This is a genomic window from Pseudomonas sp. SW-3, assembly GCF_016615645.1.
Lineage (GTDB): Bacteria > Pseudomonadota > Gammaproteobacteria > Pseudomonadales > Pseudomonadaceae > Aquipseudomonas > Aquipseudomonas mandelii.
This window is the reverse complement of record NZ_CP067098.1, coordinates 6,371,416-6,393,287: the sequence shown is the minus strand read 5'-3', so window position 1 is coordinate 6,393,287 and position 21,872 is coordinate 6,371,416. Positions and strand designations below refer to the sequence as shown.

The 21,872-nt window shown below is 57.4% G+C and carries 18 protein-coding genes; 17 read left to right on the top strand and 1 reads right to left on the bottom strand.

Annotation, left to right across the window (positions count from 1 at the left end; genetic code table 11):
- Positions 1-3: 3 nt before the first annotated feature.
- From JIO00_RS29055 to JIO00_RS28990, 14 genes are all read left to right on the top strand, one after another.
- Complete coding sequence (locus JIO00_RS29055) at positions 4-1,521, top strand: sigma-54 interaction domain-containing protein (RefSeq protein ID WP_102594558.1); 1,518 nt, start codon at positions 4-6, stop codon at positions 1,519-1,521.
- A 306-nt stretch (positions 1,522-1,827) separates the two neighbouring features.
- Positions 1,828-1,968, top strand: coding sequence for a hypothetical protein (locus JIO00_RS29050; protein ID WP_007894589.1), 141 nt, complete (start codon positions 1,828-1,830; stop codon positions 1,966-1,968).
- 17 nt (positions 1,969-1,985) lie between these two features.
- A complete protein-coding gene (gene tagH, locus JIO00_RS29045; protein ID WP_010465268.1) occupies positions 1,986-3,182 on the top strand; it encodes a type VI secretion system-associated FHA domain protein TagH in 1,197 nt (398 codons plus the stop codon).
- A 5-nt stretch (positions 3,183-3,187) separates the two neighbouring features.
- On the top strand, positions 3,188-3,688 hold the full coding sequence (gene tssJ, locus JIO00_RS29040; RefSeq protein ID WP_010465266.1) for a type VI secretion system lipoprotein TssJ: 501 nt from the start codon (positions 3,188-3,190) through the stop codon (positions 3,686-3,688).
- A gap of 2 nt (positions 3,689-3,690) precedes the next feature.
- Positions 3,691-5,022, top strand: a complete 1,332-nt coding sequence (gene tssK, locus JIO00_RS29035; protein ID WP_200667299.1) for a type VI secretion system baseplate subunit TssK — start codon at positions 3,691-3,693, stop codon at positions 5,020-5,022.
- 5 nt (positions 5,023-5,027) lie between these two features.
- Positions 5,028-5,903: a type IVB secretion system protein IcmH/DotU gene (icmH, locus tag JIO00_RS29030; protein WP_010465262.1), complete on the top strand. Its 876-nt coding sequence runs from the start codon at positions 5,028-5,030 to the stop codon at positions 5,901-5,903.
- Between the two features lie 13 nt (positions 5,904-5,916).
- Entirely contained in the window at positions 5,917-9,456 is a 3,540-nt protein-coding gene (tssM, locus tag JIO00_RS29025) for a type VI secretion system membrane subunit TssM (RefSeq protein ID WP_083375451.1), read from the top strand.
- A complete protein-coding gene (locus tag JIO00_RS29020; protein ID WP_077748565.1) occupies positions 9,456-10,184 on the top strand; it encodes a PP2C family protein-serine/threonine phosphatase in 729 nt (242 codons plus the stop codon). The genes tssM and JIO00_RS29020 overlap by 1 nt, the downstream gene beginning before the upstream one ends.
- Positions 10,181-11,182 (top strand): serine/threonine-protein kinase, encoded by a 1,002-nt coding sequence (locus JIO00_RS29015; protein WP_077748566.1) that lies wholly within the window; start codon positions 10,181-10,183, stop codon positions 11,180-11,182. Before JIO00_RS29020 ends, JIO00_RS29015 begins: the two co-directional genes overlap by 4 nt.
- 28 nt (positions 11,183-11,210) lie before the next feature.
- Positions 11,211-13,643 carry a type VI secretion system tip protein TssI/VgrG gene (tssI, locus tag JIO00_RS29010; protein ID WP_200667298.1) on the top strand — a complete coding sequence of 811 codons (2,433 nt, stop codon included), beginning with the start codon at positions 11,211-11,213 and terminating at the stop codon, positions 13,641-13,643.
- Positions 13,644-13,654: 11 nt separating this feature from the next.
- The gene (locus JIO00_RS29005) at positions 13,655-15,412 is read left to right on the top strand and encodes a peptidoglycan-binding domain-containing protein (protein ID WP_081853979.1); all 1,758 of its coding nucleotides are present in this window, start codon (positions 13,655-13,657) and stop codon (positions 15,410-15,412) included.
- A gap of 1 nt (position 15,413) precedes the next feature.
- Positions 15,414-15,917: a hypothetical protein gene (locus JIO00_RS29000; protein ID WP_234452917.1), complete on the top strand. Its 504-nt coding sequence runs from the start codon at positions 15,414-15,416 to the stop codon at positions 15,915-15,917.
- Positions 15,918-16,089: 172 nt separating this feature from the next.
- Positions 16,090-16,569 (top strand): XAC2610-related protein, encoded by a 480-nt coding sequence (locus JIO00_RS28995; protein WP_059181945.1) that lies wholly within the window; start codon positions 16,090-16,092, stop codon positions 16,567-16,569.
- 17 nt (positions 16,570-16,586) lie between these two features.
- A complete protein-coding gene (locus JIO00_RS28990; protein WP_234452916.1) occupies positions 16,587-17,375 on the top strand; it encodes a lysozyme inhibitor LprI family protein in 789 nt (262 codons plus the stop codon).
- Positions 17,376-17,420: 45 nt separating this feature from the next.
- Here JIO00_RS28990 and JIO00_RS28985 read toward each other — a convergent pair whose 3' ends face one another.
- The gene (locus JIO00_RS28985) at positions 17,421-17,804 is read right to left on the bottom strand and encodes a DUF6124 family protein (RefSeq protein WP_200667296.1); all 384 of its coding nucleotides are present in this window, start codon (positions 17,802-17,804) and stop codon (positions 17,421-17,423) included.
- Between the two features lie 502 nt (positions 17,805-18,306).
- Here JIO00_RS28985 and JIO00_RS28980 point away from each other — a divergent pair.
- The 3 genes from JIO00_RS28980 to JIO00_RS28970 all read left to right on the top strand — a co-directional run bounded on the left by JIO00_RS28980 (position 18,307) and on the right by JIO00_RS28970 (position 21,824).
- On the top strand, positions 18,307-18,693 hold the full coding sequence (locus JIO00_RS28980; RefSeq protein WP_102594931.1) for a helicase: 387 nt from the start codon (positions 18,307-18,309) through the stop codon (positions 18,691-18,693).
- Positions 18,694-18,844: 151 nt separating this feature from the next.
- The gene (locus tag JIO00_RS28975; RefSeq protein WP_102594930.1) at positions 18,845-20,197 is read left to right on the top strand and encodes a hypothetical protein; all 1,353 of its coding nucleotides are present in this window, start codon (positions 18,845-18,847) and stop codon (positions 20,195-20,197) included.
- A 262-nt stretch (positions 20,198-20,459) separates the two neighbouring features.
- The gene (locus JIO00_RS28970) at positions 20,460-21,824 is read left to right on the top strand and encodes a hypothetical protein (RefSeq protein ID WP_200667295.1); all 1,365 of its coding nucleotides are present in this window, start codon (positions 20,460-20,462) and stop codon (positions 21,822-21,824) included.
- Positions 21,825-21,872 lie beyond the last annotated feature (48 nt).

The window sequence follows — 21,872 nt, the reverse complement described above, 5'->3', positions numbered from 1 at the left end:
GTGATGTTCACTCAAGTGCCGCAACCGCTGGTGTATGCCGAAGCCTTGCTGGCGCAATTCGCCAGCCTGTCGCGCGCAGCGGACGGTGCTGCGCTGCTGGGTGACTTCGTGCGCGGGCTGGCCGAGCTCAGTGGTTGCGAATTGACGCAGCTGTACCTGCTGGACGCGACTCACACGTGCCTGGGGATGAACGCCGAGTGCCTCAACGGCATCCTGCAACCCCGGGAAGCGGCGAGCCTGCCGGCGGATTACAACGGTGAACAACTGCTGCAATTCGCCCTGTGCCAGAACCGCGTAGTGAGCCTCAGCGAGTTGAGCGGCAGCCTGCACGAAACCAGCTTTTTGCCGCCACAGGCCACGCCTTGGCAGTCGCTGTTGTGCGTGCCGCTGGTCAATCAGCAGAAAGCTGTCGAAGGCTTGCTGCTGTGCGCCAGTCGCCGGCACGTCGACCTGCAAGGCTTTGCCGATTCCCTCGCTCAACTGGGTTCGTTCGTGCTGGGCCAACTGCATCTGTTACAGCGTTTGCGCCAGCCGGCGGGTGAGGCGAGACCGTTGAAGGCCAGCGTCCCGAGCGCCAGCGGTTATGGCCTGATCGGCAAGAGCAAGGCCATGCGCGAGACGTATTCGCTGATCAGCAAAGTCCTGCACAGCCCGTACACCGTGCTGCTGCGCGGCGAAACCGGTACTGGCAAGGAAGTGGTCGCACGCGCCATCCACGACTGTGGCCCGCGCCGTTCCCAGGCGTTCATCGTGCAGAACTGCGCGGCGTTCCCCGAGAACCTGCTGGAAAGCGAACTGTTCGGCTACCGCAAAGGCGCGTTCACCGGCGCGGACCGCGACCGTGCCGGGCTGTTCGACGCGGCCAATGGCGGCACCTTGTTGCTCGATGAAATCGGTGACATGCCGCTGTCCCTGCAAGCCAAGCTGTTGCGGGTTTTGCAGGAAGGCGAGATTCGTCCGCTGGGTTCCAACGACACCCACAAGATCGACGTGCGCATCATTGCCGCGACGCACCGGGATTTGTCGGTGCTGGTCAGCGAAGGCAAATTCCGCGAGGACTTGTACTACCGCCTCGCGCAATTCCCGATCGAGCTCCCGGCCCTGCGCCAGCGCGAAGGCGACATCCTCGACCTGGCCCGGCATTTCGCCGACAAGGCGTGCTCGTTCTTGCAGCGCGATGCGGTGCGTTGGTCCGATGCGGCGCTGGATCACCTGTCCGGCTATGCGTTCCCCGGCAACGTGCGCGAACTCAAAGGCCTGGTCGAACGCGCGGTGTTGCTGTGCGAGGGCGGTGAGTTGCTGGCCGAGCATTTCTCCCTGCGCATGGAGGCCATGCCCGAAGACAACAGCCTGAACCTGCGCGAACGCCTGGAGCAGGTCGAACGCAGCCTGTTGCTCGATTGCCTGCGCAAAAACGACGGCAACCAGACTCTCGCCGCCCGCGAACTCGGCCTGCCACGCCGCACGCTGCTTTATCGCCTTGGGCGCCTGAATATCAATTTGGGTGATTTCGATGGTTAACCCCATTTTCTACCCACCAATAACTCTGGCTGGAATGCTTGCTTTGGCGAGCACATTCCCTATGGCGAGGGAGCTTGCTCCCGCTGGGCTGCGCAGCAGCCCCAAAACCATGCGCCGCGGTGTCTCAGTCAAACGGCATTCGTTGATTTACGACTGCTGCGCCGCCGAGCGGGAGCAAGCTCCCTCGCCACAGGGGATCGGCTCTAACCACCGGATTAGAGCCCCACAACCCATTTCATCTGCTTTCGATAGCGCCGCCCAACCGGGTCGGCGCTTTGTGCTTTGTCTACCCATGGAGACCCTCTGATGCCTGTTCGTCACTGGCAAGCCGTCCTGCTGACCCTCGTCGTTCTATGCGGCCTCGGCGGCTGTAGCGGCAATTACAAATACAACGACAACACCTATCGCCCATTGGGTGATCCGCAGGCGGTCAATCGCGGCAAGTGACCGCAAGGAGTATCACCATGGAACTGGTTTTCGAAATGCTGAACACCAAGCAATTCGTGCCCACGGATTTGTGCCAGAAGACCTTCAAACAGGCCGGTGGCGTGATTGGCCGGGGCGAGGACTGCGACTGGATCATCCCTGACCGCAAGCGTCATCTGTCCAACCACCACGCGTTGATCAGCTACCGCGAAGGCACGTTTTTCCTGACCGATACCAGCAGCAACGGTATCCAGGACAGCGAGAGCGGCGCGCGCCTGCGCAAGGGCGAAGCGATGCGCATCGAGCACGGCAGCGTGTACGTGCTGGGTGATTTCGAGATCCGTGCGCGACTGGTCCGCGATCCGGCGACCTTCGACGTCGAAGTCGGCCGTCCGCAAGCGGCCGGCAGCATCATTCCGGACGATGCGTTCCTCGACCTCGACCCGCTGAACGCTCTCGATCAGCAAGAGCGCGTGTATTCGGAAATCGACGAACTGATCTCCCCGAGCACGACCATTGAGGACACCCGTCAGCGCGCCGATTACGCCCGCATCGACATGGAAAGCCTGATGGTCCCGGAGCTGATCAACGCCCCGGCAGAGCCAGCCCCTGCTCCACCGCCCAAAGCGGTCGAGCGTCAGAGCGAAGGTTTCTGGGAGCACTTCGGCGCCGCGCTGGGCGTGGACCTCAAAGGCCTCGACCACGACGCCCGCGAAGCCCTGGCGCTGAACGCTGCGCGCTTGCTCAAGCAAAGCGTCGGCGGGTTGCAGCAGAGCCTGCGCACCCGCAGCGAACTGAAAAACGAACTGCGCCTGGCCCAGACCACGGTGCAAGGCACTCACAAGAACCCGCTGAAATTCGCCGTCGATGCCGGCGAAGCGCTGGGCATTTTGTTGCAGCCGAACAAGCCGGGCCAGATGCCGCCCGAGCAAGCGATCTCCCGTGCGTTCCGTGATTTGCAGGCGCATCAGGTGGCATTGCTGACCGCCAGCCGCGCCGCCGTTCGCGGCACGCTGGAACACTTCTCGCCGCAGCAACTGACCCTGCGTTTCGAGCGCGACAACAAGCCGTTGCTGGCCACGTCCGGCAGCCGCTGGAGAGCCTACGGTCGTTATCACCAGGCCCTGCGCCAGGACGATGACTGGAGCGAGCGCCTGCTGGCTCGCGATTTCGCCCAGGCCTACGAAGAACAGATCCGCCTGATTTCCACCCTTCACACCGACCACCAAGGATGATGCGCATGTCTCGCTGCTCGACCGCTTTTTTCAAGACGCTGACGGCGTTCGCGGCCCTGGTGCTGCTGGCTGGCTGCTCGTCGCTGTCGCCGTATTCCCACGTCACCAAGCTCAACTTGAAGCTCACCGCCAGCGATCAGCTGAACCCGGACCTCAACGGGCGTCCGTCGCCGATCGTCGTGCGCCTGTTCGAGCTCAAGCACCCGGTGACCTTCGAGAACGCTGACTTCTTCAGCCTGTACGAGCGCGCCAAGGAATCCCTGGCCCCGGACCTGGTGGCCAGCGAAGAACTCGAACTGCGCCCGGGCGAAACCGTCGAACTCAAGCTCAGCGTGGAGGAGGGCAGCCGCTACGTCGGCATCCTCGCCGCCTACCGCGACCTGCCGGAAACCAAATGGCGCTATACGGTGCAAATCACCCCGGTGGAAGTCACCGACGCAGACCTGACTCTCGATCAGGCCGGTATTCGCAACAGCAACGAAACGCTCGCCAAGGCGGATGACTGAACATGAATTCCCATAAAGTCATTTGGCAGGAAGGCATGCTGCTGCGTCCGCAGCACTTCCAGCATAACGACCGTTATTACGACCACCAGATGAAGACCCGCACCCAGTTGCTGGGCAGCTACACCTGGGGCTTCCTCAATCTGGAAATCGATTTGCAGTTCCTCAACATGGGCAAACTGGTGATCAGCCAGGCCTCGGGGATTCTGCCGGACGGCAGTCTGTTCGAACTCGGCGGCAACACCGAGCCGTTGGCCCTCGACGTGCCGCCGAACACTGGCAACACGCCGATCTACCTGGCACTGCCACTGGTCACCGGCAATCACATCGAGTCCCGCCGCCCGGAGCAATCCGACGTGCTGGCGCGCTATACCGCGTATGAAGCGGAAGTGGCCGACTCCAACGCCGGCGATGACTCAGCCAGCCAGGTCAGCTGTGGCCGCCCGGACTTCAAACTCTTGCTCGGTGAGCAACAGAGCGACCAGGCTTACGTGAAGCTGAAAATCTGCGACGTGCTCGACACCACGCCCGACGGCGTGATCAGCCTCGACCCGGATTTCGTGCCGACCTACATTCAGGCGCATGCCTCCAGCTACTTGCTGTCGTGCCTGAAAGAAGTGATCAGCATGCTCGGTCACCGTGGCGACACCATCGCCGAGCGCATCCGTTCCAACGGCAAGGTCGGTGGCGCGGAAGTCGGCGACTTCATGATGCTGCAACTGATCAACCGCACCGAACTGCTGCTGCGTCACTACCTCGGCCTGGAGCAGGTTCACCCGGAAGAGTTGTACCGCACGCTGCTGACCATGCTCGGCGACTTGGCAACCTTCTCCAGCGACAGTAAACGCCCGCGTCTGGACAGCCGTTACCAGCACAGCGACCAGGGCGCGAGCTTCCGCAAACTGATGGAAGCGATTCGTCAGGTGCTGTCGATGGTGCTCGAACAGCACGCCATCGAACTGGTGCTGCAAGCGCGTCAGTACGGGATCATCGTCTCGCCGTTGCACGACCATAAACTGCTGGGCTCGGCCTCGTTCGTGCTCGCCGCCAGTGCCAACTGCGACTCCGAAGAATTGCGCCACCGCTTGCCGGCGCACCTCAAGGTCGGCCCGGTGGAGCGCATCCGCCAGCTGGTCAACCTGCACCTGCCGGGGATCAAGGTCAAACCGTTGCCGGTTGCACCACGGCAGATCGCGTTCCACTCCAACAAAACCTATTTCATTCTCGAACTCAGTTCCGAAGACCTGGCACAACTCGAGCGCTCCGGCGGCTTCGCGTTCCACGTGTCCGGCGAATTTGCCGAGCTTGAACTGAAATTCTGGGCCATCAGGAACTGACCGACATGATCAAGGACATGGAACATAACCAGGACGATAAAACCGTCCTGCTCGACCGCCAGGGCCACGGCCCTGCTTCGAGTCCGCTGACAGACTTCGCTGCACCGCCGCGCTTCGAACAGCTTGAAGAACGGATGATTTATGCCGCGCGCCTGCGCCCGGCGGAATCCTTCAACATCAGCCTCAATTCGCTGGTGGCCGCGGCGTCCGATCTGTTGTCGGAAGTGGTGCGCCTCAAGCACAGCGATACCCGCGAAGACATGTACGCGCTCAACGAGCGCCTGACTGCCGGGCTGAAACTGTTTGAAGTGCGCGCCCTGCACAACGGCGCCGAAAGCAGCCAGGTGATGGCCGCGCGTTACGTGCTCTGCACCGTGGTCGACGAAGCCGTCGTGACCACGCCGTGGGGCAACGAAAGCGAGTGGTCGCAGATGAGCCTGCTCAGCAGCTTCCACAACGAAACCTTCGGTGGCGAGAAGTTCTTCCAGCTGCTCGATCGCCTGTCGAAAAACCCGGTCAAGCACCTGCCGATGCTGGAGCTGATGTACCTGTGCCTGTCCCTCGGTTTCGAAGGCAAATACCGGGTGCAAGCCCGCGGCATGCTCGAGCTCGAAGGCATCCGCGACGCCTTGTATCGCCAGATCCGTCAGTTGCGCGGCGACGTGCCTCGTGAGTTGTCGCCGCATTGGGAAGGCTTGAACGATCAGCGCCGCAGCCTGGTGCGCATCGTGCCGGCGTGGATGGTGGTGCTGTTCACCGTGGTCTGCCTGGTGGTGATGTATTCGGGTTTCGCCTGGGTATTGGGCGAGCAACGCGAAACCGTTCTGCAACCTTTTCAGCAGCTAGATCCGGCCGCGGTCCAGCCGCAGTCGCAGCCGTAAACAGGGACGTGTGATGAAAAAGTTTTTCAAGAAAGTCGGCGCATTCTTGCGCAAGACCTGGGTCTGGACCTTGCTGGTGGTGCTGTTTGTCGCGCTGCTGGTGTGGTTCGTCGGGCCGCTGCTGGCCGTTGATGACTACAAGTTCTGGGAAGGTTCGACCTCCCGCCTGCTGACCATCAGTGTGCTGTTCCTGATCTGGGGCCTGACCATGGTCTTCGTCAGCTGGCGCGCTGGCGTACGCAAAAAGGCTATCGAAGACACCGAAGACGGCCAGGATCGTATCCGCCGTGAAGAGCTGATCGACGAAGAGCAGAAAGAACTTCGCGTGCGCTTCAAGGATGCGTTGAAAACCCTGAAGACCTCGAGCCTGTATCGCGGTCGCAGCGAACGCTGGCGCAGTGACTTGCCGTGGTATTTGCTGATCGGCCCGCAGGGCAGTGGCAAGACCAGCCTGCTGGACTTCTCGGGCCTTGAGTTTCCGATCAACAAGATCGACCGCAAGCTGACCCGCGACACCCTCGGCACCCGTCATTGCGACTGGTACTTCGCCGACCACGGTGTGCTGATCGACACCGCCGGGCGTTACCTGACCCAGCCGGATGCCGAAGTCGATGGCAGTGCCTGGAGCACCTTGCTCGACCTGCTGCGCAAGCGTCGCCGCAACCGTCCGTTGAACGGCGTGCTGGTGACCATCCCGGTTGAATTGCTGCTGGGCAACACCGAACAGGACCTCGACACCCTGGCTCGCCAGGTGCGTGCGCGTCTGCAAGACGTGCATCAAAAACTGCATGTCGATGTGCCGGTTTATCTGGTGCTGAGCAAGGCCGACAAGCTGCTTGGTTTCGACGAGTTCTTCGATCAACTGACCCGTGAAGAAAGCGATCAGGTGCTCGGCACCAGCTTCCGCAAAGAGCAGAGCGGCACCGACGTTGCCGTTCTGCGCGCCGAGTTCGAAGAGCTGCTGCGTCGCCTCAACAGCCAAGTGATCATGCGCATGCACCAGGAGCGCGACACCCAGCGCCGTGGCCGCATCCTCGACTTCCCGCATCAACTGGGGCAGATCGGCGAGCGCCTGTGCCTGTTCGTCGACATGGCGTTCACCGGCAACCGCTACCAGCGTGTCAGCCAGTTACGTGGTTTCTACCTGACCAGCGCCCCGCACCTGACTCAAGAGATGGACCAGACCACCGCCGGCATCGGCGCCAGTCTGGGCATGAGCGCCGGCATGCTGCCGACCTTGCGCAGTGGCCGTTCGCGGTTTATCCACCATTTGCTCAGCCGGGTGATTTTCCCCGAGGCCGATCTGGCGGGTCTGGACAAGCGCGAACGCAGCCGCATCCATTGGGGGCAACGTGCCCTGTACGTGGGCGCACTGGCGGCACTGGCGCTGTTCGGCATGCTCTGGGCCGGCGGTTTCTCCGCCAACTACGAGCGTCTGGAAAACCTGCGCAACCTGGCGACCAACTGGACTCAGCAGCGCTCGGCCCTGACCGCGCGTGATGATTCCATGGCCGTGCTCAAGACCCTCGACACCAGCTATGCGGCGACCCAGGTCTTCCCGAAAAAAGGTGACGTGTCCTACCACGAACGTGGCGGACTGTACCAAGGTGAAGAGGTCAATCCGGTGGTTAAGGACGCCTACGAACGTGAGCTCGAAGCGCAATTGCTGCCGAAGGTTGCGACGCTGCTGGAAGGGCAGATCCGCGCCAACATGAAGGACCGCGAACGCTTGCTCAACAGCCTGCGCGCGTACCTGATGCTGAACATGAAGGATCGTCGCGATGCGGCATGGCTCAAGGATTGGGTCGCTACTGACTGGTCCCAGCGTTACGCCGGTAACACCGCGGTGCAGAACGGTTTGAACACGCACTTCGAGCGTCTGCTCAAGCAGCCGTTTATCTACCCGCTGAACGATCAACTGGTGGCCCAAGCGCGTCAGGTATTGCGCAGCGAGTCGCTGGCCAACGTGGTTTACCGGATGCTGCGCGAGCAGGCCCGCAACCTGCCGGAATACCGTCTGAGCCAACACATCGGTCCGCAGGCTTCGCTGTTTGTCGGCACCGATTACGTGATCCCGGGGTTCTACACCCAGCAGGGTTATCAGCAGTATTTCTCGGTCCAGGGCAGCGCGCTGGTCACCGATATCCTGCGTGACAACTGGGTACTGGGCGAAGGCGCGGGCATCAGCGGCATGGACTTGCGTCGCCTGATGGTCGAACTGGAGCAATTGTACTTCCGCGACTACGCCAACTTCTGGAGTGAAGCGGTCGGCCAGGTTGCCCTGCCACCGATCAATGATGCGGGCGAGGGCGCCGAGCAACTGGCGGGCCTGACGTCGGCCAATTCCCCGGTGTTGCAACTGCTGGTGGAAGTGCGCGAGAACACCCGGTTCCCGGCAGAAGCCGAACCGGCTGAGCAAGCGGCTGAAGCCGCTGGAGCACTGGCCGATCAGAAAGGCAAATTGGGCAAGCTGGGCAAACTGGCGTCTGCCGCAGCGGACCAGGCTTCGGAGATGGCGGCGATAAAAAACCTGCCGGATACCGCGAAGAAATCCCTGCAACGCCGCTTCGAACCGTTGCACCGTCTGCTGGATGACAACAACGGCCCGGCCGCTGATTTGACCCCGGCACTGACGGCGCTCAACGATCTGCAACTGCAACTGGCGAGCCTGGCGCGTGCCAGTTCCCCGGATCAGGCCGCGTTCGAAATGGCCAAGACTCGCATGAGCGGCCAGCGTGATGCGCTGAGCAACTTGCGCAATGCCTCGAACCGTCTGCCGCGTCCCGTCAGCGTCTGGTTCAACGTGCTGGCCGAAGACACCTGGCGTCTGGTGCTGAACGATTCCTACCAGTACCTGAACCAGCGTTATCAGAGCGAGCTGTACAGCTTCTACGGCAAGGCGATCAACAAGCGTTACCCGTTCAGCGCCCACAGCACCAGCGACGTCGCGATCAGCGACTTCCGCGAGTTCTTCAAGGCGCAGGGCATCAACGATCGCTTCTTCGAGACCTACATGCGTCCGTTCGTCAGTGGCGATCCAGGCAATTACCGTCTGCGTTCCATCGACGGTCACAGCATGCCGATCTCCAAGGTCTACCTCGACCAGATGGCCGCGGCCCAAGTGATCCGCCAGAGCTTCTTCTCGGTCAACCCGGCCGAGCCGCAAGTGCAGTTCAAACTGGAGCCGTACACCCTCGACCCGGCTGTCAGCCGTTCCGAGTTCAAGTTTGGCGACAAGACCATCGAATACCGTCACGGCCCGATCGTGCCGGTGTCCTTCAAATGGCCGACCGACGCTGAAGACGGTCGCACCAGCCTGGTCCTCGACAAAATGGCTGGCCGCCCGATCGGCATCGAGAAGAACACCGGCCCGTGGTCGCTGTTCCGTCTGTTCGACCTGATGCAGACCGAGTACCTGAACGGTCGCGACGTGATGGTCCTGAAAGCTGACGTGGGTGGCCTGCGCGCCAATTACCTGCTCAGCAGCCAGCGCACGCCGAACCCGTTCGACATGGGCGTGCTGCGCACCTTCCGTATGCCGGTGCAGCTCTGATGCTGGTTGCCAGTCCCTGGCGCAGCGCTGCGCGTACCGATCCGGGCAAGGTTCGGGCGCGCAACGAAGATGCTTTCCTCGACTGTCCACAGCAAGGGCTGTGGGTGGTCGCGGACGGCATGGGCGGTCATCAGGGTGGCGACATCGCCAGCCAGTTGATCGTCGCCAGCCTGGCGGAATTGCCGGTGCAGGACGACTTCGACGAACGACTCAAAGGCATTCGCCAGTGCCTGCACTGGTTGAATCGCCGCTTGGGTCAGGAGTTGACCGTCACCGCCGGGCACCATGACAGCATCATGGGCAGCACCGTGGTGGCGCTGCTGGTGGAAGGCAATCGAGCGGCCTGTATCTGGGCCGGCGACAGCCGTTGCTACCTGTGGCGCGGCCAGCGTTTGTATCAGCTGTCCAAGGACCATTCGCTGCAACAGCAACTGATCGACGAGCAAAACATGAGCGTCGAGGACGCCCGTGCGCATCCATCGGCCCATGCCCTGACCCGTGCGGTCGGGGCGGCTGATGTGCTGACGCTGGACGTGCTCGAACTCGAGGTTTACCCCGGCGATACGTTTCTGTTGTGCAGCGACGGTTTGTACCAAGGACTCAGCAGCGATGCCTTGGGCAACGCCCTGAGCCTGACCGCGCCGCACGTTGCGCTGGAGCGTCTGTTCGACGGCGCCTTGCGTGGCTCGGCCCGGGACAACCTGACTGCCGTGGTGATCCGACAATGACCCAACTCATGCCGCCGCTCGACGACCTGCTGGTGACCGACGAGGAAGCCAATAACCTGACTTACTTCGCGTTCGCCAAGTCGCATAAAGCTGAGCCCGCGCTGGCGCCAACCAAGGCCAGCATCGGCGAAATGCCCGACGTGCTCGCAGGCCGTTACCGCATCGAGCGTCTGCTCGGTGCCGGCGGCATGGGCGCGGTTTACCGCGCACGGGACTTGCTGAGCGAACAGTTCGGCGATCCCGACCCTTACATAGCGCTGAAGATCCTCAGCGAAGAATTTGCCGAATCGCCGGACGCCAGCGCCTTGCTCTACAGCGAGTTCGCCCTGATCCGGCGCCTGCGCCACGACAACGTGCTGCGCTTGCACAGCTTTGAAGTGGACACCGATTGCCAGCGCGCCTTCATCACCATGGAACTCATGCGTGGGCTGACCCTGGACAAACTGCTCTGCGAGCGCCCCTTGGGCCTGCCGTGGAAAGAACTGCGCGACATCGCGCTGCCGCTGCTCGACGCGCTGGCCTACGCCCACGCTCGCGGCGTGCTGCACGGTGACATGAAGCCAAGCAACGTGATGCTCAGCGAAGAAGGCGTGCGCCTGTTCGACTTCGGCCTCGGCCAGGCTGAAGAGGGCATCCTGCCTGGCTTGCCACACCTGAGCCGCGACCGCTTCAACGCCTGGACCCCGGGCTACGCCGCCCCCGAACTGCTTGAAGGTCAACCGCTGTCGGCCAGTGCAGATGTCTACGGCGTGGCCTGCGTGCTCTACGAACTGGCGGGCGGCAAACACCCGTTCCGCCGCTTGCCGTCGACCGAAGCCCGCGACGGCCACCTCGAACGCGAGCTGCACGCTCCAAGGAATCTACCGAAACACTGCTGGCCAGCCCTGCGAACGGCGCTGGCTTTCGATGCGGCCAAGCGCACCATCACCGCCGCCCAACTGCGTGACGCCCTGGGCGCCACTTCGTCTTTGCTGCAACGCTTGCGACTGCGGGCGTAACGGATGACTACCGAACAGGGAGCAAGCAATGTTCAACTCCGCTAACGAAACCCACTTCAGCCTCACTGTTGAAGACTACGTGGGCGACCTGCAAGTGCTGTCGTTCACCGGCACTGAAGGCATCAGCCAGCCGTATCGCTTCGACCTCGAACTGGTCAGCGAAAACCCCGATCTGGACCTGGAAAAACTCCTGCACAAACAGGCGTTCCTGGCGTTCGATCCACAGGGTTCCGGCATCCATGGCCAGATCTACCGCGTCGCCCAGGGCGATGCCGGCAAGCGCCTGACCCGCTACAAAATCTCCCTGGTGCCGCAACTGCAATACCTGCATCACCGCACCAACCAGCGCATCTACCAGCAGATGTCCGCGCCGAAAATCATCGCGCTGATCCTCGACGAGCACGGCATCAAGGGCAACGCCTACCGCTTCCAGCTCAGCCAGCCATGCCCGGACCGCGACTACTGCGTGCAGTACGACGAAACCGACCTGCACTTCGTCCAGCGCCTGTGCGAAGAGGAAGGCATTCACTACCACTTCCAGCACAGCGACAAAGGCCATCTGCTGGTGTTCGGCGACGACCAGACCGTATTTCCGAAGCTCGGCCAGCCAACCGCGTATGTGCAAGGCAGCGGCATGGTCGCCGATGAGCCCGTCATCAAAGGCTTCAAACTGCGCCTCGAAACCCGCACCGGCCGCGTCACGCGCCGCGACTACGATTTCGAAAAACCACGCCTGCAACTCGAAGCCGCCTACAAACCCGACGGCGAAAGCACCGAACCGGATCTGGAAGATTACGACTACCCCGGCCGATTCCTCGACCGCGCGCGCGGCAAATTCCTCAGCCAACGCGCCCTCGAACGCCACCGCGCCGACTACCAACAAGCCGAAGGCCACGGCGACCAGACCAGGCTGATCAGCGGCCACTTCCTGGAAATGTCCGACCACCCGCGTACCGAGTGGAACGACCTCTGGCTGCTCACCGAAATCGTCCACGAAGGCAAACAACCGCAAGTCCTCGAAGAGTCCGTGACCAGCGACACCACCGACAACAAAGACGACTTCCACCAGGGCTACCGCAACCGCTTCCTCGCCACCCCATGGAACGTCTTCTACCGCCCCGCGCTGGAACACCCGAAACCCCGCGTCCTCGGCAGCCAGACCGCCATGGTCACAGGGCCCAAGGGCGAAGAAATCCACTGCGATCAGTACGGCCGCATCAAAGTGCAATTCCACTGGGACCGCGAAGGCCAGGCCGACGACAAAACCAGTTGCTGGATGCGCGTGTCTTCGAGTTGGGCCGGGGACCGTTATGGCGCCATCGCCATCCCGCGCATCGGCATGGAAGTGCTCGTCACGTTCCTTGAAGGGGATCCTGACCAACCGCTGGTGACCGGTTGCCTGTACCACAAGGAAAACCTCGTTCCCTACGACCTGCCGGCGAACAAGACTCGCACCGTGTTCAAAACCCTCAGCTCACCGGGGGGCGGTGGGTTTAATGAACTGCGGATTGAAGATAAGAAAGGGGCGGAGCAGATCTTTATTCATGCCCAGCGGGATTGGGATGAAAACATTGAGCATGACCAGAAGATACGCGTGGGTAACGAACGCCACGACACCGTGGTGAAGAACACTTACACCGAGCTGAAGGCTGAAGAGCATCGCACCACGATTGCGGATCGCAAGAGTGAAGTGCGGGTGGATGATCACCTGACGATTGGGCAGAACCAGCATGTGAAGTTGGGGACTGCGCAGCTGACCAGTGCGGGGAAGGAAATACACCTCAAGGCTGGGGACAAGATTGTTATCGAGGCTGGGATGGAGCTTACGGTTAAGGCCGGTGGGAGCTTTATCAAGCTCGATGCGGGTGGTGTGACGGTTGTTGGGCCGGTGGTGAAGATCAATGCCGGTGGGTCGGCGGGGAGTGGGACGGGGATTGGGATTAAGCCACCGGTGTTGCCGGGGGCTGCGGATAAGGATAAGGCGGGGAGTTTGATGGATCAGGCGTTGGGGAATGCGGTGCCTTCTCCGGCGGAAGCTCCCGGTAAGAGTTTCCGCATTCAAATGAAACGTCCCTATGATAAAAAAGGAATTGCTGGACAGTCCTATATATTGGAAGTGGATGGCGTAACTTATAAAGGCACGACATCTGCTGATGGATTTGTAGATCAACCAGTTCCACATGATGCGAAGAAAGGAAAACTTACTTTTTATCCATTCGGCGCAGAGTCGCAGCCATGGCAATGGGAACTGGATTTAAGAGCACAGTCGGAAGCTTCGGATATCAAGGGGCTTCAATCACGACTTAAGAACCTTGGATTCTATGACGGAAAGATCGACGGGGAAAATGGCCCGAAAACAAAGTACGCCACCCGTTGCTTCCATCGCTCGTGTGAGTTAACGGATAAAGGTTACCTCTCTGCCGGCGACTTTAAACGCTTGGAAGAGCAGCATATTGCATAATGGAGTAAGCAATGATTTATGGAAATTTTGATCTTCGGCGTGGAGATCATGATGGAAAACCGGCCCAGAATACACCTCCGCGTTGGGGGGGTAACGATAACCCTGTATTGACGCTAGTCAATGCAGAAACAGCGGCTGTATTTCTGGGGAGTGGGGCTGCGCTAGCTGTTCCCGAGCATGTCCGAAAGCTTCAGGAAGATCTAATTAGCTTAGGTTTCTCCGTACTCGGTAAACCTGGTGGGGATTTTGGAACCAGAACTGAATGGGCTGTTAGAGAGTTTCAGATATACGCGTCGATGAGTCAGGTCGCATGTGTTAGAGATGAGAAAAGAGGGCAGCTACTGTTAGATCCGGCTGGCTCCCCTGTAAAAGTAAATAATTTAGACGTTTACTATGATGGTTCAGCGGATATCGTTGCCAAGGCAGGGAAGTCTCCTACCGTGAGCGGTAGTACCGCGGGTCCTGTTAGTTATTATGTAGATGGTCTTAAGTCAGCAGCGAATGCTAGTAGATATACTGGGCCAATAAGTGGTGTGGTAAACGAAAAAACCAGAATCGCAATAGAACACTGGCTAGATAATGATTATAGATGCCCGGTTGTGTTCGAGGCTTGGACAATTACCCAAGAGGCTAGAGTAAATTTAGCTCCTTCAGGGTGTAATGTTTGGGCCCATGATAGCTTCACTGGTGGAGCTCCGAGAATTATGGTTAGGGATTTTAGTAATCACTTTTCTTTTCCAGAGGGACGAGATCAAACACAGTATCAGTCGGTAGGCTATTATCAATCTGGATCCTACGGCGGGCCGAATGCCACAAAAGGACATAGCTGGTCGCCTGAGACTGTCATGACCGTTCAAAATATTACGGGGGCAGCTGTAAATCCGGCACAAACAAATACCCCTTCATTATCTACATATCGGACCATCAGGGTGGTAGCTGAAGCGGAATGTTTCGGTCGGTTCGACGTTCTCAATGCTTGGGATAATGCTTTGATTTCTGCGGGGCCTTGCCATTGGACGATGGGGTTATACGACAATGGGGAGTACAAGAAAGGTGAGCTGGTAGGGTTTATTGCATATCTTAAGAATCAAAACATTGATGCTTTCAATAAGGTGTTTGGCGGGTTTGGTTTATATCCTAAGTATGATTGGGGTGATTCTAGGCTGTACAATGAAGACACTAGAACCTATGCAGGTTGGGTGAGGCTCGCAAACGATACGCATATTCCTTCGCAGCAGACGCACGCTGATAGTGAGTTTAATGACTTGCTTAAGTCTAAAGAAGAAGCGCACTATCTAAAGACTTGGCATTGGTTTTATCGAATGAGTATGGCAGGTCGTACTATTCCAAGCTACAGAGCCGCAATGTGGTCAATGGCAAAAACTAGACTGAAGGAAATGCTGAGTAGGGAGGTAAGTTTTCAAGTTGGGGGAACGACTGTGAATAGTACTCTAGGGAAAATTTATACTTCCGAGAAGTCAGTAGCAATACTTCTTCGATGGCATGTTTATCGACCTGCGCATGTGGTTTTTGACGGCAATGATAAGGTTTCACCTGTTCTTCAAAATACGATAACTGGCTCCACTGGAGTTAACTGGAGTCTTCCGGTGACCAGTTGGGGGGACGCTCATGAGTCGGCCTTGACCGCTAAATTACTGACAGCTCTTGCCTTGTTGAACGATACAATCACAGGCAGCATCGGTCATGGTGCTAGCGAAGCTCAAGGGGCTGTAAGAACTGGCCGAAATACATTTGTTCTGGAGAGTTGATATGAAATTCGCACTTGCACTGATGTTTCTTGCTCCAGTAGTTAGTGCTGCCCCAGTAGATGTTTGTTTCCCCAGGGACGGGGTTAAGTACTTTGTATCGCAGTGGTCCGAGGATGGTAGTTCAGTAGCCACTCTTTCAAGAGTAGATGGAGCAAAATTTTCGGTGCAAGAAGGTCGGGTCGTATATGGCGAAGATTTAAATGGGGATGGAGTTAAGGATTCTATATTTGTTTCGTATGATAGTGCAGGGTCAAGTAAAGATTTAACATACAGTTTTTTAGTTCAGTGTCGTGGTTTTCTTAGGTCCGTCGGCGGAGATTATTTTGCGGATGTGAAGGTGCTTGATAGTTCAAGTGGGGATGGTTCGTTTAAAGATATACAGATTTTTTCCTACGATAGGGATAGTAGGGGTAATGTGAAGTACAAGGGAGACGAAGCTCTAACCACGCCTCATCTATGGCGTTTTAATCCAGAAACGAAGCAGTACGAAGGTGAGTCGAAATAGTTTAGAGCAAAAAGAAAAAATGGGACGAAGCAAAAAAGGGACGGATTTATTTGGAAAGTAGGTTTAGCTTTCGATAAATAAATCTGTCCCCTTTGTTGTCGTGTCTCAGGGCGCTCAGATGGCCTCCGACTCTTTTTTGGAAACCGAATGGAAGTGAGAGTAGGGCGAGCACATGCGATTCAAGTATTTAGCCATTTCATTGCTCGGCCTGCTGTGGACGGCACCGGTATTTGCCGAGGCAACCACTTTCAGCCCAACCAAAAACGTCGAAGCGACGCTCGTGCTGGAAGGCTCAATGTTAACGGTCGCTGTTAAAAGCGATACCCAAAGCGAATCTCGGACAATCGATTTTCAAGCTGAAAACGAACTGCATGTGCAAATAGACGATTTCAATTTCGACGGTGCAAAGGATTTTGCGGTCTGGCAGATCGATGACGGAATGGGCACCTACACCATTCACAGGATTTTTGTTTACCAGCCCGAAGCAGGTTTTTTCAAGGAGCTGACTCCAGCTTGTGGCGACGATTTCTCCAATCTGCGGGTAGAGCGCGACAAGAGAGCTCTGCTTAGCACCTACTGGGAAATGAATGAGCCAAAGCTTTGTGTCACCGATCTCTCCCCTGATTCGGTTGCTCGGATTTCATCTGAATAGATCAAGGATAGAAGACAGTGAAACGCTTTTTTTTCAGCATTCTTTGTGCGCTGACTTTCCAGGCCGCTCTGCCGGTTTCAACGGCGTTTGCTCAGGATGAGTGCAACGAGATCATGACAAGCCTACAAATTGATAAGTGCTCTGAAGCGTCGAAGGCTGGTGCTGATTCACAGTTGAATACGAGTTATCACGAACTGCTGGCGCGGCTCGAAACCCAGTATCAAGCCAATCCCGAATTGGGGGCGACGTATGCGGTGAAGGTGAAGGAGTCGCAGCGTGCGTGGATTAAGCTTCGCGATGCGAATTGCCATCTTGAGGCGTTTGAGCTTGAGCCCGGCAAGCCTGCTTATGTCACGACAGTGAACAGTTGCATCACGGGAATGAGCCGAGAGCGTTCGGTTTATCTGGACAAGATTGCACCTGACATTTCGGCTGGTCCAGCCGCTCAAACTGCTGACGTTGTCTGCCCATCCTCTGACTTCAACACTTTTCTCGCTTCCTTCTCTGAGAGTGCGGCCATTCAAAAGGTCTTCGTCCAACGGCCCCTAACTTTTGTGGTGACGGTGAATGCTGAGCCGGAGCCGCGACAAGAAAAGCGTTCGCTGAAGGACGATCAGATCAAGTTTCCACTCGTGCCTGAGCGTGCGAAGCGAGAGGCTGAAGGTTTGATGCTAACCGTCAAAGAGCAGAGAGGGGATAAGGCGACGGCCATTTTGCAAAAGCCTGATACGGACTACGTGGTTGAGTATCGCTTCGTGCGTGGGCAATGTTGGATGCTTACTGAAGTCTCGGATTTCGCACTGTAGAAATCTTTAGGAGCGCGCCAATGTTGGCGCGCTCCTTGTTCCTGCTTACACCTTCCCCCGATGCTCCGCCGGATTCGGCGAATCAATGTGATCCAGCGCTCGCTCCACCAACAACCGGACCCCATCCGCCAATCTGCTTAGCGCCAAGGCTAAGGAGCGTCGTGCACCATCCACGTCGTCGGCCAGGTTGGCGGCGATGGCGCTGATGGATAGCAGGTCTTCCGAGGCGTTGGCCAGGAGGGCTTCGGTGTCGATGTCGGGGGAGACGGCGAAGAGGTTGCCTTTGCGAGGCTTGGGTTTGTCGCCGGGTGGTGGGGCGAAATGGTGGTTGAGGGCGCGTTCGGCGGCTTCGTGGAGTTTCTTCGAATCGAGGGATTCGTAGGGGGAGGTGGCTTCGTTGGCTGGTGGATTCGGTGTTGGCTTGATCATTAGTAATTTCCGATATGTGTTTTAGATGTAGCTGTCTCCTCTTCGCTTGCATTCGAATAAGGGTGGCAGCCGTGCGCAGGTGTGCAAGACCGGGCATATCGGACCCCGGCAGACCCCAAAGGGACCTCCCACGCACAGCCGCCATGAAGTATTTACATCGAGCAGAAAGACGCTTGATGTTCGGTTTGGCGACCGTGCGGCGATATGTACCGGACTTGCACGTCCGTGTCACCGATTTTGCGGTAACGAACAAAGACTATCGGTGAAGCCAAAGGCTGCCTAGTTCACGAACAGCACCACGTGTTGAAGGAAATATCCGAGGGAGTCGAGCGTAGAAAGATCAAAATCTTCACGCTTTTAAACACCCTCGTTTCGTCAATGACTTGGTAGTCATCAGCGTCAAAAACCACGGCATCTTCTTCTATCGCTGCACAACAGTGGCGTTCTCGCTTGAAGCCGCTACACTGCGCCGGCCGTTCACTTTTCTCTTGAGGCTGTGCGCATGAAATTTCGTTTTCTTCTGTGGATGCTGGGTTTGTTGATGGGTAAGGCCAGTCGGACTAATCCTGCGTTTCAGCAGCAGTTGGGTGACAAGGAATTGGTGTTCCAGCTACAGACCCTGGACGGGAAGGTGGCGCGGCATTTCTTTGTGAAGGATCAGCGCATTACCAGCAAGTCGGGCGTGTATGCCGAGCCGGCGTTTGCGATTGCCTTTAAAGACGCAACGTATGGCTTTGCCACGATGCAGGCGAAGAACAAGCAGTTGGCGTTTATGACGGGGATTCAGGACAAGTCGATTCAGATCAAGGGCAATCCGGCGTTGGTGATCTGGTTTCAGGGGTTGACCAAGTATTTGAAGCCGAAGAAGAAGCCTGCTGCTGTTCGTTGATAAATCCAGTGCTGGCTCACGCTGTCATCATTTAGGCTCAAGAGGACAATAGAACTGTCAGTTTTTACAGGCGCGATAGGGTGACTGTGAATGCTCTACTTGGGGGAGGGAGGTCCATAGCGGATTCCACTCACCTTGATGGAGCAAGATCATGATCCAGCTGAAACCAGCCAACTCAGGAAGCCTCGATCCGACATTTAACGGTTCTGGTGTTTTGGACTTTCCGCTCTCTGAAGTGTACGGATTCCCCGATGCGGTTCTCCCATTGGATGACAACAAAACGCTTGTTGTCATGAGGCCTACAGCGTTCAACGTTCCGGTCATAGTTGCGCGGCTGAATGAAGACGGGACGCTGGATCGCTCATTTGGCACTGCGCAGCGTGGCTTTGTTGAAGTGCCTTTCGAAGATAGTGACATCTATGTATTCGGGCTCACGCCTCTGGCTAATGGTGGGTGGCTGATCGTTGGCCAATACATATCGTTCAGCGGTGGCGGTTTGCTCATCGTGCGGCAGTTTCAGGATGGCCGACTGGATACGTCCTTGAATGGCGATGGAAAACTCTTCATTCCTTATGATGATTTGGGTAGTCCCCAGCACAGTGGGGTGACGCTGGAGGTTGCTGGCCGCCATGGCGAAAAGACGTCGGCAGGACGCTCCCGGGTCTCTGGCCACAGCGGAGTCTCCGTGGTTGAGCAGTCGGATGGCAAGATCGTGCTGGTCAGTTCCGTTATCAACACTTCCGGAAAACCGAAGGGGATTGTGCTGCGGCGTAATTCAGACGGCTCGCCCGATCTGACGTTCGCCGGGACTGGCTCCGCGATTGTCGAACTCCCAGGTGTCGAGCATGAATGGAGCGGTGCCGAAGGTGTTGCGGTTCAGGCAGACGGCCAGATATTGGTGACTGGCATGTACGTGAAACAGGACGAATCCATGGGAGCCTTCGTAACTTGCTTCAACTCACTGGGACAAGTAGACCGCACGTTTAATGGCGGCCTTGCGGTGACCATTCCGAGTCCTCGCTGGATGATGTTGAGCGCCATCACGGTTAGAGAAAGTGACGGCAGGATTGTTGCGGTGGGGAATTCGCGAGAGAAGGACGTTCAAAACGGGGTGATCGTCGTTTTAAACAAAAGTGGGTCCTACAATCTTCCTTTTAACAACGGACGGGCCCTTTTTTCTGAGTTGGTGCCGCAGGGGCAGGATTGGGCGCGCTGTGCGTTGCACGCCAATGGATCAATCAGTGTCACCGGAAGCACCGGGCAAGGCTTCGTCTCTGAGGAGATGGCAGTGGTGACGGCGCGTTATCTTTCTGACGGCTCATTGGACATGACATTCAATGCCGGTAAAGGCTTTGCTGTTTTTGACGGTGAGAAAGGATTTGAGCACGCTTTGGACATGGCATTAATGGCTGATGGACGCATTGTTATTTGCGGAAGCTTGTGGGGAGACGGTGAACCTTTGCCGAGCTTTAAGGGCGGATGGATGTTGCGCTATCTGGCTTGATTCACTCAGATAGACCGAGTTGGATTCTTCGCGGGCAAGCCTCGCTCCTACAGGGATTGCGTGAATCCTATGGGAGTGGGCTTGCCCGCAATGCTTTTAGGCTTGGCTGAATTGCGAAACATTGGCTCCGTGCGACATAAGAGTGTCTCTCAAAGACAGCAGTGCTGTTATTTATGACAGGTGTTTGAGGGTGCCACTGACTGCTCTACTGATGTGAGAAGTCCATTAAGGACCTTCACTCAAATCTTGGTAGGGCAAAATCATGAATCAGCGACAAGTAAAGAAAAGCGCGGGGAGACTAGACCCGGAGTTTGGTGATCAAGGTTCAATAACTGTGCCGATTGGCACTACCGGGGCCATTTCGTCGGCCATTCTCGCACTACCTGAGGGCAAGTTGCTTATTGCCGTCGAACCATACGTGGGAGAGCGCTCGTTTACAGTAGCGCGTCTAAATGAGAATGGAGCGCTTGACACTACATTTGGCGTTGAACAAAACGGCGTGGTGCGCGTGATCTTCGAGGATACCTATGTGTATCCCATATTCGGGCTCATTCCTTTATCTGATGGGGGATGGGTGACTTACGGCCAATACACCTCAAAAAATTCTGACGGATTGGCGTTTGTACGGCAGCGCCAGGATGGCACTCTGGAAGAGTCGTTCGGTGCTCGTGGTGGGCGTTTCATTCCTTACAACGAAATTGGCAATCCCGAGCAGTTGAGGGTGAAGGTGGATATTTTGCATCGGGATGGCGAGAAGGGGGCCGAAGTGGAACCTCAGCGGGCGGGCAATTCCGGCTACTCCGCAGTTGCACAGTCAAACGGTAAAATCTTCTTTGCTGCTAGCATTTCGCCTGGCCCCGGTATTTCGAAAGGGCTTGTACTAAGACTTAATTCAGACGGCACTACCGATAAAACTTTTAATGGTGTTGGCTCCGCAATCGTTGAGCTTCCAGGCGTGGCGCATAATCGGAATCAGGTCGACGCTATTGCCGTGCAGGTAGATGGAAAAGTATTGGTCTCTGGTTACTACGCCAATGATTCGGATAACTCCAGAGGCGGGTATGTCTTGCGGTTCGACGCCGAGGGTCAGGTGGATGCCAGCTTTAATGAAGGTGTTCCGGTAACCATTTCTGATCCCGCTTATCGATTGTTTTTTATGAATGCAATCTCTGTTAGAGAAAGTGATGGGGGGATCGTTGCGGTTGGTGATGTGCGGCGTGGCAGTTTGCGATACGGGATGATCGTCGTCCTGAACTCCAGCGGATCTTTCAATCGGGTCTTTAACAGGGGAATGCCGTTATATTCGGACATGCTGCCTGAAGGTCTGGCTTGGAATCGATGTTCCTGGCAGGCAAACGGAGCGATTGTAGTCGCCGGCAACCGCGGTGATGGCTCTGTTTGGGAGCAATTGGTAGGGGTGACTGCGCGGTATCTCTCTGACGGCACCCTGGATCCGACGTTTAATCTTCGGGGCTGGGTCGTTTTCGACCTTGAGTATGTTTATGAATCCGTACAGGACATGGCGATCATGGCGGATGGCCGAATCGTACTGTGTGGCCACCTCTGGCGCGACTCCACCCCGTGGCATAAGCGTTTTGGCGGGTTTGTTGCGCGCTACTTGGTTTGAGAAGCTCAGATAAACCGAGTTGGATTCTTCGCGGGCAAGCCTCGCTTC

Coding starts and splice junctions, on each gene's coding strand:
- JIO00_RS29055 (WP_102594558.1), top strand. CDS start 4: ATGTTCACTCAAGTGCCGCAACCGCTGGTGTATGCCGAAGCCTTGCTG.
- JIO00_RS29050 (WP_007894589.1), top strand. CDS start 1,828: ATGCCTGTTCGTCACTGGCAAGCCGTCCTGCTGACCCTCGTCGTTCTA.
- tagH (WP_010465268.1), top strand. CDS start 1,986: ATGGAACTGGTTTTCGAAATGCTGAACACCAAGCAATTCGTGCCCACG.
- tssJ (WP_010465266.1), top strand. CDS start 3,188: ATGTCTCGCTGCTCGACCGCTTTTTTCAAGACGCTGACGGCGTTCGCG.
- tssK (WP_200667299.1), top strand. CDS start 3,691: ATGAATTCCCATAAAGTCATTTGGCAGGAAGGCATGCTGCTGCGTCCG.
- icmH (WP_010465262.1), top strand. CDS start 5,028: ATGATCAAGGACATGGAACATAACCAGGACGATAAAACCGTCCTGCTC.
- tssM (WP_083375451.1), top strand. CDS start 5,917: ATGAAAAAGTTTTTCAAGAAAGTCGGCGCATTCTTGCGCAAGACCTGG.
- JIO00_RS29020 (WP_077748565.1), top strand. CDS start 9,456: ATGCTGGTTGCCAGTCCCTGGCGCAGCGCTGCGCGTACCGATCCGGGC.
- JIO00_RS29015 (WP_077748566.1), top strand. CDS start 10,181: ATGACCCAACTCATGCCGCCGCTCGACGACCTGCTGGTGACCGACGAG.
- tssI (WP_200667298.1), top strand. CDS start 11,211: ATGTTCAACTCCGCTAACGAAACCCACTTCAGCCTCACTGTTGAAGAC.
- JIO00_RS29005 (WP_081853979.1), top strand. CDS start 13,655: ATGATTTATGGAAATTTTGATCTTCGGCGTGGAGATCATGATGGAAAA.
- JIO00_RS29000 (WP_234452917.1), top strand. CDS start 15,414: ATGAAATTCGCACTTGCACTGATGTTTCTTGCTCCAGTAGTTAGTGCT.
- JIO00_RS28995 (WP_059181945.1), top strand. CDS start 16,090: ATGCGATTCAAGTATTTAGCCATTTCATTGCTCGGCCTGCTGTGGACG.
- JIO00_RS28985 (WP_200667296.1), bottom strand. CDS start 17,804: ATGATCAAGCCAACACCGAATCCACCAGCCAACGAAGCCACCTCCCCC.
- JIO00_RS28980 (WP_102594931.1), top strand. CDS start 18,307: ATGAAATTTCGTTTTCTTCTGTGGATGCTGGGTTTGTTGATGGGTAAG.
- JIO00_RS28975 (WP_102594930.1), top strand. CDS start 18,845: ATGATCCAGCTGAAACCAGCCAACTCAGGAAGCCTCGATCCGACATTT.
- JIO00_RS28970 (WP_200667295.1), top strand. CDS start 20,460: ATGAATCAGCGACAAGTAAAGAAAAGCGCGGGGAGACTAGACCCGGAG.